Annotated in this window: 14 protein-coding genes; 6 read left to right on the plus strand and 8 right to left on the minus strand. The window is 71.0% G+C overall.

Going from position 1 to position 11,299, the window contains the following annotated elements; genetic code table 11:
• Positions 1 to 64: 64 nt before the first annotated feature.
• Positions 65 to 1,555, minus strand: a complete 1,491-nt coding sequence (locus QL987_RS12470; protein ID WP_290157903.1) for a SulP family inorganic anion transporter — start codon at positions 1,553 to 1,555, stop codon at positions 65 to 67.
• Positions 1,556 to 1,632: 77 nt separating this feature from the next.
• Here QL987_RS12470 and QL987_RS12475 point away from each other — a divergent pair, with 77 nt between their 5' ends.
• Together QL987_RS12475 and aspS are read left to right on the plus strand one after the other, a co-directional pair.
• On the plus strand, positions 1,633 to 2,031 hold the full coding sequence (locus QL987_RS12475) for a MerR family transcriptional regulator (RefSeq protein WP_290157904.1): 399 nt from the start codon (positions 1,633 to 1,635) through the stop codon (positions 2,029 to 2,031).
• Between the two features lie 258 nt (positions 2,032 to 2,289).
• On the plus strand, positions 2,290 to 3,630 hold the full coding sequence (gene aspS, locus QL987_RS12480) for an aspartate--tRNA(Asn) ligase (RefSeq protein ID WP_290157906.1): 1,341 nt from the start codon (positions 2,290 to 2,292) through the stop codon (positions 3,628 to 3,630).
• Positions 3,631 to 3,821: 191 nt separating this feature from the next.
• Here aspS and QL987_RS12485 read toward each other — a convergent pair whose 3' ends face one another.
• From QL987_RS12485 to QL987_RS16900, 5 genes are all read right to left on the minus strand, one after another.
• Complete coding sequence (locus tag QL987_RS12485; RefSeq protein ID WP_110902607.1) at positions 3,822 to 4,115, minus strand: Dabb family protein; 294 nt, start codon at positions 4,113 to 4,115, stop codon at positions 3,822 to 3,824.
• Positions 4,112 to 4,366 (minus strand): glutaredoxin family protein, encoded by a 255-nt coding sequence (locus tag QL987_RS12490; RefSeq protein WP_111074376.1) that lies wholly within the window; start codon positions 4,364 to 4,366, stop codon positions 4,112 to 4,114. Before QL987_RS12490 ends, QL987_RS12485 begins: the two co-directional genes overlap by 4 nt.
• 151 nt (positions 4,367 to 4,517) lie before the next feature.
• Positions 4,518 to 4,616, minus strand: coding sequence for an AURKAIP1/COX24 domain-containing protein (locus QL987_RS12495; RefSeq protein ID WP_003792170.1), 99 nt, complete (start codon positions 4,614 to 4,616; stop codon positions 4,518 to 4,520).
• A 146-nt stretch (positions 4,617 to 4,762) separates the two neighbouring features.
• Positions 4,763 to 4,957, minus strand: coding sequence for a helix-turn-helix domain-containing protein (locus QL987_RS12500; protein WP_111074377.1), 195 nt, complete (start codon positions 4,955 to 4,957; stop codon positions 4,763 to 4,765).
• 88 nt (positions 4,958 to 5,045) lie between these two features.
• A complete protein-coding gene (locus QL987_RS16900; RefSeq protein WP_111074378.1) occupies positions 5,046 to 5,561 on the minus strand; it encodes a metalloregulator ArsR/SmtB family transcription factor in 516 nt (171 codons plus the stop codon).
• 72 nt (positions 5,562 to 5,633) lie between these two features.
• On the opposite strand from QL987_RS16900, the gene QL987_RS12510 reads away from it, so the two are divergent.
• Positions 5,634 to 7,070 carry a potassium transporter TrkG gene (locus QL987_RS12510; protein WP_221850195.1) on the plus strand — a complete coding sequence of 479 codons (1,437 nt, stop codon included), beginning with the start codon at positions 5,634 to 5,636 and terminating at the stop codon, positions 7,068 to 7,070.
• Positions 7,063 to 7,758 (plus strand): TrkA family potassium uptake protein, encoded by a 696-nt coding sequence (locus tag QL987_RS12515; RefSeq protein WP_221850196.1) that lies wholly within the window; start codon positions 7,063 to 7,065, stop codon positions 7,756 to 7,758. The genes QL987_RS12510 and QL987_RS12515 overlap by 8 nt, the downstream gene beginning before the upstream one ends.
• A 5-nt stretch (positions 7,759 to 7,763) precedes the next feature.
• Here the strand turns inward: QL987_RS12515 and proC are convergent, their stop codons facing one another.
• The gene (proC, locus tag QL987_RS12520) at positions 7,764 to 8,594 is read right to left on the minus strand and encodes a pyrroline-5-carboxylate reductase (RefSeq protein ID WP_290157909.1); all 831 of its coding nucleotides are present in this window, start codon (positions 8,592 to 8,594) and stop codon (positions 7,764 to 7,766) included.
• A gap of 75 nt (positions 8,595 to 8,669) precedes the next feature.
• On the opposite strand from proC, the gene QL987_RS12525 reads away from it, so the two are divergent.
• A complete protein-coding gene (locus tag QL987_RS12525; protein ID WP_290157910.1) occupies positions 8,670 to 9,626 on the plus strand; it encodes a cation diffusion facilitator family transporter in 957 nt (318 codons plus the stop codon).
• A 27-nt stretch (positions 9,627 to 9,653) separates the two neighbouring features.
• Here the strand turns inward: QL987_RS12525 and QL987_RS12530 are convergent, their stop codons facing one another.
• A complete protein-coding gene (locus QL987_RS12530) occupies positions 9,654 to 10,085 on the minus strand; it encodes a nucleoside deaminase (RefSeq protein ID WP_290157913.1) in 432 nt (143 codons plus the stop codon).
• A 102-nt stretch (positions 10,086 to 10,187) separates the two neighbouring features.
• Between QL987_RS12530 and upp the strand changes: the two genes are divergently transcribed.
• On the plus strand, positions 10,188 to 10,823 hold the full coding sequence (upp, locus tag QL987_RS12535; RefSeq protein ID WP_111074383.1) for a uracil phosphoribosyltransferase: 636 nt from the start codon (positions 10,188 to 10,190) through the stop codon (positions 10,821 to 10,823).
• The last annotated feature ends 476 nt before the right edge of the window (positions 10,824 to 11,299 follow it).

Genomic DNA, 11,299 nt, shown 5'->3' on the forward strand with positions numbered 1-11,299 from the left:
GTCGGTCCTGCTCGCCCACCCGCCGCTCAGCAGATCCACGGCTGCACACCTGTTCAGTGCGCCGTCAGCCGAGGTGGCCGGAGAGCCGTCCGTGCAGGGCGTTCGACCCGGTGTTCAGGTTGACGACCTCGACGGTCGACCCGTGCTGCGCGAACCGCTGCTCGATCCCGTCGAGGGCGGCCACGGTGCTGGCGTCGAAGACGTGCGCGTCGGTCATGTCGATGACCACGTGCTCCGGGTCCGCGGCGTAGGAGAACCGGGTGACCAGGTCGTTCGACGACGCGAAGAACAGCGCGCCGCGGACCCGGTAGCGGACCGTGTGCTCGTCGACGGGTTCGCGGACGACCTCCACGACGTGGGCGACCCGGCGGGCGAAGACGAGCGCGGCGACCACGACACCGGCCAGGACCCCGGTCGCCAGGTTGTTGGTGGCCAGGACCACGAGCACGGTGATGACCATCACGGCGGTCTCCCCCAGCGGCATCCGGCGGAGGGTGCGCGGTCGGACGCTGTGCCAGTCGAAGGTCGCGACGCAGACCATGAGCATGACGGCGGTCAGCGCGGCCATCGGGATCTCGGCGACCACGTCGTGCAGCACGATCGTGAGCACGAGGATCGCGGCCCCGGCGGTGAAGGTCGACACGCGTGTCCGGGCGCCGGCGGTCTTCACGTTGACGACGGTCTGGCCGATCATCGCGCACCCGCCGGTGCCGCCGAAGAAGGCGGCGGCGATGTTCGCGATGCCCTGTCCCCAGGACTCGCGCCAGGCGCTGGACCGGGTCTCGGTGACGGCGTCGACGAGCTGTGCGGTGAGCAGGGTCTCGATGAGCCCGACGATCGCGACTCCGAACGCGTACGGCGCGATGAGCCGCAGGGTGTCGAGCGTGAACGGCACGGTCACGCCGTTGAACCCGGGCAGTGCGGTCGGCAGCGCGCCCTCGTCGCCGACGGTCGGGACGGCGACCCCGAACAGGACGGTGATGCCGGTGATCACGACCACGGCGATGAGCGGCGCCGGGACCGCCTTGGTGAGGTACGGGACACCGATGATCAGCCCGATGCCGAGCGCGGTCAGGGGCCACACGACGAACGGGACGTCGTGGCCGAACAGGTTGGGCAGCTGCGCGGTGAAGATGAGGATCGCGAGGGCGTTCACGAAGGCGACGTTGACGCTCCGCGGGATGAAGCGCATGAGCCGGGCGACCCCGAGGAACCCGAGCACGAGCTGGAACAGGCCGCCGAGCACGATCGTCGGCACCAGGTAGGCGACGCCGTGGTCGCGGACCAGCGGGGCGATGACGAGTGCGACGGACCCGGCGGCGGCGGAGATCATCGCCGGGCGGCCGCCCACGATCGAGATGACGATCGCGAAGACCACGCTCGAGAAGAGCCCGACGGCCGGGTCGACGCCTGCCACGACCGAGAACGAGATCGCCTCGGGGATCAGGGCGAGTGCGGTGACCACGCCGGCCAGGACCTCCCGGGTCAGCAGGCGCGGCGAACGCAGGGCGGACAGGACGCTCGGCGCGCCGGGGACGGTGCTGGTGATCGACATCGGGAGTGACCCTACCGACGCGTGAGGGTTGCCGCGACCGGAGCCCGCTCACGACCGGTTCTGCCACGATGGCGGACATGACCGCCCCGGACGTCCCCAGCACCATGCACATCGGCGAACTCGCCGAACGCACCGGGATGTCGCTCCGGTCGATCCGGCACTACGACGAGGTCGGGCTGCTGGTGCCGAGCGGTCGGACCTCCGGCGGCTTCCGGGTCTACACGGCCGGGGACCTCGAGCGCCTGCTCGTGATCCGCCGCATGAAGCCCCTCGGGTTCACGCTCGAGGAGATGGCCGGACTGCTGCGGGTCGTCGACGGGCTGGCGACGGCGGACCCCACCGAGGCCGCGGCCCTGGCTGCCCGGCTCGACGAGTTCCTCGACGACGCCCGGGCCCGGCACGCCAAGCTGCTGGAACGTGCCGCGATGGCGGAGGAGTTCATCGGGACCCTGGGGCGGCTCCGCTCGTCGGTCTGATCCCGTCGATCCGCGATCAGCGGTCGGTGGGTGGCCAGGCCGCAGCACCGGGACCCTCCGTCATGAGTCCCGCCCCGTGTCCTCCCGCGACCTGGCCACGACGACGACGGTAGGGACCTGGCGGAGCCGGGGCGGGCCTCCCGGTCGCCTCTGTGGACGGAAGCTCCGAGCGGTGCCGCTGTGCAGGGAGAGGCGCAGCCCCGACCGAGTTCGCCACCGGCACGCCACGGGCGCGCCCGGCCGGTAGACTCGACGACCGTGATCGAACGCACCCGCATCGCCGACCTCGCAAGCCTCCCCGACGGCCCCGTCTCCGTGGCCGGATGGGTCGAGACCGTCCGCGATCAGAAGAAGGTGCAGTTCGTCGTCCTCCGCGACGAGAGCGGCGCCGTCCAGCTGGTCAACCCCGCCACCCGTGAAGCAGTCGAGGGGGACGACGCCTCCGCCGCGGCCCTCGCCACCACCGAGACGATCTCGGGCCTGGCGCACGGCTCCTTCATCCACGTCACCGGCACCCTGAAGGCCGACGAGCGCGTCAAGCTCGGCGGGCTCGAGGTCAAGGTCGGAACCCTGACCGTCGTCAGCGCCGCCATCCCCGAGACCCCGATCGCTGACGACTCATCGCTCGACAAGCGTCTCGACTGGCGCTTCCTCGACCTGCGCAACCGCAAGCAGAACCTCATCTTCCGCATCCAGACCACGATGGAACACGCGTTCCGCACCTACTGGGTCGAGCGCGACTACATCGAGATCCACACCCCGAAGCTGATGGCGTCCGCGTCGGAGTCCCGCGCCGAGCTGTTCCAGCTCGAGTACTTCGAGACCACCGCGTACCTGTCGCAGTCGCCGCAGAACTTCAAGCAGATGGCGCAGCCGGCCGGCTTCGGTGCCGTGTTCGAGATCGCCGACGCCTTCCGCGCCGACCCCTCGTTCACCTCGCGCCACGCCACCGAGTTCACCAGCGTCGACGCCGAGTTCTCGTGGATCGAGTCTCACGAGGACGTCATGGCGATGCACGAAGAGGTCCTGGTCGCCGGCATCACCGCCGTCAAGGAGAAGTACGGCAAGGACATCGAAGAGGTGTTCGGCTTCGAGCTGCAGGTCCCGTCCACGCCGTTCCCCCGCGTGACCCTGGCCGAGGCCCGCACGATCGTCGCCGAGAGCGGCCACGACGTCGTCCGCGCCGACGGCGACCTGGACCCCGAGGGCGAGCGCCGCGTGTCCGCCTGGGCCAAGGAGCACCACGGGTCGGAGTTCGTCTTCGTCACCGACTACGACGCCTCGATCCGTCCGTACTACCACATGCGTCACGCCGACGACCCGACGCTCACCAACAGCTACGACCTGCTGTTCAACGGGGCCGAGATCTCCACGGGCGCCCAGCGTGAGCACCGTGTCGACGTCCTCACCGCCCAGGCGGAGGAGAAGGGCCTGGACCCCGCCGAGCTCGGCTGGTACCTCGACTTCTTCCGCTACGGCGTCCCGCCGCACGGTGGGTTCGGCATGGGCCTGGCCCGCGTGCTGATGCTCATGCTCGGCGAGCCGTCGATCCGCGAGGTCACGTACCTCTTCCGTGGCCCGACGCGCCTGACCCCGTAGGCAGCGCCGCGGCACCTCGCGGCGCAGCTCGCGGCGCGCACTGTCGTCGCACAACAGGAACCGGCTCGAACCACGGACGTCCGTGGTTCGAGCCGGTTCTCGTTGTGCGGCGCCACTGCGCACCGGCCGAACGCGCAGGCCGCAGGCGCGCCGGCCGCAACCGCAGGCGCCGCGGCCGGGCTGCGCCGGCCTCAGTCCTGCCAGTCGATGGCCGCGCGGCTGGTGACCATCGCGCGGATCTCCGCGGCGGCGGCCTGGTGCTCCGGGTGGAACTGGTACTCGTCCAGGCCGGCCAGGTCGTCGAAGGTCGCGACGACCGCCAGGTCCTGGTTCTTCCCCGGGTAGGCGACGTTCTCGACGACCTCGAGCGACCGGATCGATCCGATGACGCCGACCAGGCCGGTGAGCAGTTCGCGCACCCGGGCGACGGCGACGGCGCGGTCGAGGTCCTCACGCAGGGTCCAGGAGACGACGTGGCGGATCATGCGCGAGCCTCCGCCAGTTCGATCGCCCGGGCGAGTCGCTCGGCATCGACGTGCCAGTTGCTGTGCACACGGCCGTCGACCAGGACGACGGGGATGTCCTCGGAGTACTCCTCGCGGAGTGCGTCGTCGTCGAGGATCGACCGTTCCTGGAGGGTCGTGCCGGGGTGCGCGGACACGACCTGTTCCACGACGGGTCGCGCGTCGTCGCAGAGGTGGCATCCGGGTTTGGTGAGGAGCGTCACGGCGGGCATGGCACCAGGGTAGTCCGGCGGGTCCCCGGCCCGGCTGGTGGCCCTGCATCCGCGCCGGGGCGGGGATCAGAGCCGATCAGCGAGGCCCGGGACTGCCCCGGGAAATGCGAAAGCCCCGGCGAACCGGGGCTTCTGCGGCAAGTCTTGCGACTTACTTCTTGTTGCGACGCTGGTGACGCGTCTTGCGAAGGAGCTTGCGGTGCTTCTTCTTCGCCATGCGCTTGCGACGCTTCTTGATGACAGAACCCATGTGGACCTCGCTCGGACTGATGGTGATGTACGGACACCGGGCCGATGAAGCCGCGGAAAATCAACCTGCCCGAGTCTACCGGAGGGCTGTCGCGATGTCGAACGGCGCCGGAACGGACGGTGGACGCCCGGGGCGGATGCGTCGGGTCAGCCGACGTCGGCGATGCCACCGCGGAGCATCTCCGCGACCGCCGACTCGGGGACCCGGAAGGACCGACCGAACCGGATGGCGGGGAGCTCGCCGGCGTGCACCATGCGGTAGACCGTCATCTTGGAGACCCGCATCATCTCGGCGACCTCCGCGACGGTGAGGAAGCGCACGTCGTCGAAACTGCCGGTCATGATCCGCCTTCGGGCTGGCTTGCTTGTTGCGACCTGTGTGGTCTCTGGACACTGTAGAGGCGCGTGAGCCTCGCTGTCCAGCAGCCGCTCAGTCGTCCTCGGGGCGCTTCGTGAACCGACGCCGTCCGCGGTCGACGACACGCTCCCAGCCCTGCTGCGCGCCCGTGAACGCGACGGTGGCGCGGTGCGACGCCTCGGCCATCACGCGGCCCAGCTCGGTGCCGACCTCGACGGTCCCCTTGCCGGTCGCCCCACTCCGTCGGAACGAGACCGGCTGGCCGTCCGGCGTCCAGGACGTCGTCGCCGGGGTGCCGTCGGCGTCCACGGCGTTGGTGAAGGGGACGACCCAGTCCTCGATGCCGAGCAGGGGTTCCGGGTCCAGGCGGTAGTAGCGGTGCTGGCCCTCTTCACGGCTGGTGACGAGCCCGATGTCGCGGAGCACGCGGAGGTGCTTCGACACGGTGGGCTGGCTCACGCCGAGACGCAGCACGAGCTGTCCGACGCTGAGTTCGCCGCCGGTCGCGTCCGCCCCGTAGGCGGTGAGCAGTTCGCCCAGCAGTGCACGCCGCGTCGGGTCCGCGACGACGCTGAAGATGTCGGCCATGGGGAGAGGCTAACCGCCGCGGTGCGGATGTACCATGACGAACCGTCCCGCCCATGTCCTCGGAGGCATACGATGCTCGACCGCACCGAGCCGGTCCCCGCCCCGGGCGCCGCGTCGGCCCGGCGACACCCGGGCCGGATCACCACGGCGCTGCGGTCGTCGCCCTCCCGCCTGGCGATCCTGGTCTTCATCGTCCTGATCTTCCTGTTCACGGTGCTGTTCATGACGCCGATGGCCTCGGCCGACGGGACGACGACGCACTTCTCCGACGCGCTCTTCACCGCGGCGAGCGTGGTCTGCGTCACCGGGCTCGCGACGGTCGACATGGCGACGCACTGGTCGGTGTTCGGCAAGGTCCTCGTCGTGATCGGGACGCAGATCGGCGCACTCGGGGTCCTGACGTTCGCGTCGATCCTCGGCCTGGTGGTCACCCGCCGCCTCGGACTCCGCGCGAAGCTCATCGCCGCGGGCGACTCCAACCCGCTGCGGACCCACCACGGAGCCGTCCCGGAAGGGCAGGCAGTCCGGCTCGGCGACGTCGGCACCCTGCTGCTGACCGTCGCGGTGAGCACCCTGTCGATCGAGATCGTCCTGGGTCTGCTGCTGCTGCCGAGCGTCCTGGTGACGGGCATCCCGTTCTGGTCGGCGGTCGGTGACTCGTTCTACTACGCCGCGATGGCGTTCACGAACACCGGGTTCGCACCGAACGCCTCCGGACTCGACCCGTTCGCGCACGACTACTGGTTCCTCACCCTGCTCATGGTCGGCGTCGTGGCCGGCTCGATCGGCTTCCCGGTGATCCGCACGCTGACGAAGCAGCTGCGCTCCCCAAGGCGCTGGCCGATCCACGTCAAGCTCACGCTGGTGACCAGCGGCGTCCTGCTGCTCGGCGGCGCGGTGACGTACATCGCGCTCGAGGCCTCGAACCCCGCCACCTTCGGTCGCGAGGGCGCCGGCCGCACGGCGTTCCAGGCACTGTTCCTGTCCACGATGACGCGGTCCGGCGGGTTCTCGCTCGTCGACTTCGACGAGCTGCACGGGTCGAGCCTCCTCGTCACGGACATGCTCATGTTCATCGGTGGCGGCTCCGCCTCCACCGCCGGCGGCATCAAGGTCACCACGCTCGCCGTGCTGTTCCTGGCGGCCGTCGCGGAGGCCCGTGGCCGGCAGAGCATGGAGGCGTTCGGCCGGCGGATCCCGAGTGACGTCCTCCGCGTCGCCGTGGCGATCGTCCTGTGGGGTGCCACCATCGTCGCGATCGCCACCGTCGTGCTGCTGCAGATCACGCACGAGCCACTCGACCGGGTCCTGTTCGAGGTGATCTCCGCGTTCGCCACGTGCGGTCTGTCGTCCGGGGTCTCGGCCGACCTGCCGGACTCCGGCAAGTACGTCCTCGCCGCCACGATGTTCCTGGGCCGGGTCGGTACAGTGACCATCGCCGCCGCGCTCGCAGCGAGTCAGAGCCGGCAGCTGTTCCGCCGACCCGAGGAGAGGCCGATCGTTGGCTGACCGAAACCGCACGCACCACCAGCAGGGCCCCGTCAGCCACGACGCTCCCGTGCTGGTCATCGGGCTCGGCCGCTTCGGTGCCGCCACGGCCGGCCAGCTCGAGCGTCAGGGGCGTGACGTCCTGGTGGTCGACACCGACGCCGCCCTGGTGCAGAAGTGGTCGGACCGGGTCACGCACGCGGTGCAGGCCGACGCGACCGACATGGACGCCCTGAAGCAGATCGGGGCACAGGACTTCGCGATCGCGGTCGTCGGCACCGGCTCGGACCTCGAGTCGAGCGTCCTCATCACCGCGAACCTCGTCGACCTCGGGGTCCCGCAGATCTGGGCGAAGGCGATCAGCCGCTCACACGGCACGATCCTGAGCCGCATCGGTGCGAACCACGTGGTGTACCCGGAGCGTGAGGCCGGCGAGCGGACGGCGCACCTGGTGTCCGGCCGGATGCTCGACTTCATCGAGTTCGACGACGACTTCGCCGTGGTCAAGATGTTCCCGCCGCGGGCCGTCCGCGGGCGAGACCTGGCGACGACGGTGATCCGGACGCGCTTCGGCCTGACGGTGCTCGGCATCAAGCCGCCCGGTCAGGCGTTCGTGCCGGCGACCCCGGACAGCGTCATCGGCGAGGACGACGTGATCATCGTCTCCGGCACCGAGACCGACCTCGAGCGGTTCGCCGCGCTCGAGTAGCCCGCTCAGAGGCGGGACAGTTCCTCGGCCCGGGCGATCGCGGCGCGCGCAGCCCGCTCGAGCGTCCCGGACAGGTCCGCCTCCTGCAGCACGGTGACCGCACGCTCGGTGGTCCCCTTCGGGCTCGTCACCGCGCGGCGCAGGTCCGCCGGCTCGCTGCCCGACCGGGCCAGGAGCTCGACGGCGCCGCGGACGGTCCCCTGCACCATCGTGCGCGCCTGCTCGTGCGTGAACCCGAGCGCCTCGGCGGCCTGCTGCCACTGCTCGATGAGCAGGAAGACGTAGGCGGGGCCGGAGCCGGACACCGCGGACAGGGCGTCGAGCTGCGACTCCGGCACCTCGATGACCTCGCCCGAGACCGCGAACACGTGCGCGGCGAGTGCCGTCGCGTCCGCGTCCGCCGATGCTCCGGCGCTGATGCCGGTGACCCCGAGGCCGACCCCGATCGGGGTGTTCGGCAGCGCCCGGACCACCCGGACGCCCGCGGGCACGTGCGCCTGCATCGTCGCGGTCGTCACCCCGACGGCGACGCTGACGACGACCGCGTCCGGCGCCAGGTCTCCGGCGACCTCGTCGAGCAGGTCGACGATGCCGAACGGCTTCACCCCGAGCACGACGAGTCCGGCGCCGCGGACGGCCGCACGGTTGGCATCCGGGTCGGTCTCGGTCGCGGTCGCGTCCAACCCGCTCGCACGGTGCGCCGCCGCCGAGGACTCGGACCGGGTGGTGACGACGACGGTGTCGGGCGCCACGCCGGAGGCCAGGAGGCCCTGCAGGACCGCGCCGGACATGGAGCCGACGCCGAGCATGGCGACGCGGGGCAGTTCGATGGTCATGGCCACCAACCTAGCGACGACCGGCAGCCTAGGATCGTGGTCCAGGTCGGGTGAGAGAAGGGGTCGGACAGCCACATGAGCGCTTCCGGAGGGACGAAGGCGATCTTCGCCGCACTCGGTGCGAACATCGGGATCGCGATCGTGAAGTTCATCGCCGCGGCGATCAGCGGATCCGCGTCGATGCTCGCCGAAGGGGTGCACTCCCTGGCGGACTCCGCGAACCAGCTGCTCCTGCTGCTCGGTGGCCGGAAGGCGAAGAAAGCAGCGGACGAGGAGCACCCGTTCGGCCACGGCCGCGAGCGATACGTGTACGCGTTCGTCGTGTCGATCGTGCTGTTCTCGGTCGGCGGCGTGTTCTCGCTCTACGAGGGCATCGAGAAGTTCGCGCACCCGCACCCGCTCGACAACTGGTGGCTGCCGATGGTGGTGCTCGTCATCGCGATCGGGCTCGAGGGGTTCTCGCTCCGCACCGCCCTCAAGGAAGCCGCACCGCAGAAGGGCGGGCAGTCCTGGGTCCGGTTCGTCCGCCGCGCCAAGGCCCCGGAGCTGCCCGTCGTGATGCTCGAGGACACCGCGGCCCTGATCGGCCTGGTCTTCGCGCTGTTCGGCGTCGGCCTGACGGCGATCACCGGCAACGGGGTGTTCGACGCGATCGGCACGGTCCTCATCGCGGTACTGCTCATCGCCGTGGCGCTCGTCCTCGGTGTCGAGACGAAGAGCCTGCTCGTCGGCGAGGGTGCGAGCTCCGGCGACGTCGCACGCATCAAGCACGCGGTGCTCGACGGCCCCGAGGTCGACTCGATCATCCACCTCAAGACCCTCTACCTCGGGCCGGAGGAACTGATGGTCGGTGTGAAGGTCGCCGTCGACGGGGACCGCCGACTCGGTGACGTCGCTGCGGGCATCGACACGGTCGAGCAGCGGGTCCGCGCAGCCGTCCCGACTGCCCGGGTCATCTACATCGAGCCCGACGTCCGGCACGACGGGCCGCACCCGTCGACCGAGGCGATCGTCCTGCGCGCCGCCGACTGACCAGGCCGCCCCGGGCTCGCTCGGCGGTCAGCGTCGCTCGGCGAAGAACGCGTCGAGCACCGCCCCGCACGCGTCCTCGAGCACGCCCGCGACCACCTCGGCCCGGTGCGGCAGCCGGCGGTCCCGCGCGATGTCGTAGACGCTGCCGCTCGCGCCGGCCTTGGGGTCCCAGGCGCCGAACACGATCCGTGGCACGCGTGCCGCCAGGGCCGCGCCGGCACACATCGGGCACGGCTCCAGCGTCACCACAAGGGTGTGCCCGGCCAGGTGCCAGTCGCCGGTGACCGCCGCGGCGGCGCGGAGTGCGAGGACCTCGGCGTGCGCGGTCGGGTCCTGACGGGCCTCCCGCTCGTTCCGTCCGACGGCGACCACCGCGCCGGCGGCGTCGAGGACGACGGCACCGACCGGCACGTCGCCGGTGTCGAGACACGCGCGGGCCTCGGCCAGCGCGCGTTCCATCGCGGGGACGAACGGGCGGTGCGCCGGGTGCTCCACGGGTGCTCCGATCGTCCGGCGGGACCGCGACCGCCGGGAGGGGTGCGGCACGGTACGCTCGACCCTATGCGAGTCCACGTCGCCGACCACCCGCTCATCACCCACAAGCTCTCGGTGCTCCGCGACCGGACCACTCCCTCCCCCACGTTCCGCGCCCTGACGGAGGAACTCGTCACGCTCCTGGCGTACGAGGCCACGCGCAACGTCCGGGTGACGGCCACGCCGATCACCACCCCGGTCGCGCAGACCATGGGCGTCGCCATCGCGAAGCCCCGGCCGCTCGTCGTCCCGATCCTGCGCGCCGGCCTCGGCATGCTCGAGGGCATGGTCAAGCTGGTCCCCACGGCCGAGGTCGGCTTCCTCGGCATGGCCCGCAACGAGGTCACCTTCGAGCCGCAGACCTACGCCGAGCGCCTGCCCGACGACCTGTCGAACCGGCAGTGCTTCGTGCTCGACCCGATGCTCGCGACCGGTGGCACGCTCGCCGCGGCCATCGACTTCCTCTTCGCCCGCGGCGCCGTCGACGTGACCTGCGTCTGCATCCTCGGTGCCCCCGAGGGCCTCGCGGCACTCGAGGCCGCCGTCGGCGACCGTGACGTGACGATCGTCCTCGGCGCGCTCGACGAGCGCCTCGATGAGAACGGCTACATCGTGCCGGGCCTCGGCGACGCCGGCGACCGCCTCTACGGCCTGGCCGAGTAGCCGCCGCACCACACTCCTGACGGGAGGCTGCCCACCGGTCCGGTGGGCAGCCTCCCGTCCGTCGTCGGCGACTGTCCGCATCCGTCGACCGTCCGTGCGGACGGTTGACACGGCGTTGGTATACCGCAGATACTCATGCCATGACTGCAACCGTGTCCACTCGCGCCCTCCACGAGGCCTCGGGGACCGTCGGCATGATGATGCCGACCACGGCGGTCATGCGTTGTCGAATGTGTGCCTGATCGGTACCCGTTCCAGCCGGATCCCCCGCGACACCACCCCCGTCGCGCGCGTGTGATCCCCCGGTGACGACCTCGTCGACGACGCGCACCACCGTCGCGAGGTCGGACCCCGCTCCCCCGGACCAGCCCCGGTCGGCGACGACCGCAGGGCCCCTCGGCGAACGCTGCCGCAGCGACTGCTGCGCCAGCCGTCACCGACACCGCCGTCGATCCGAGCCGACGCATTCGACACCG

Source organism: Curtobacterium sp. APC 4022, from assembly GCF_030407555.1.
Classification (GTDB): Bacteria; Actinomycetota; Actinomycetes; order Actinomycetales; family Microbacteriaceae; genus Curtobacterium.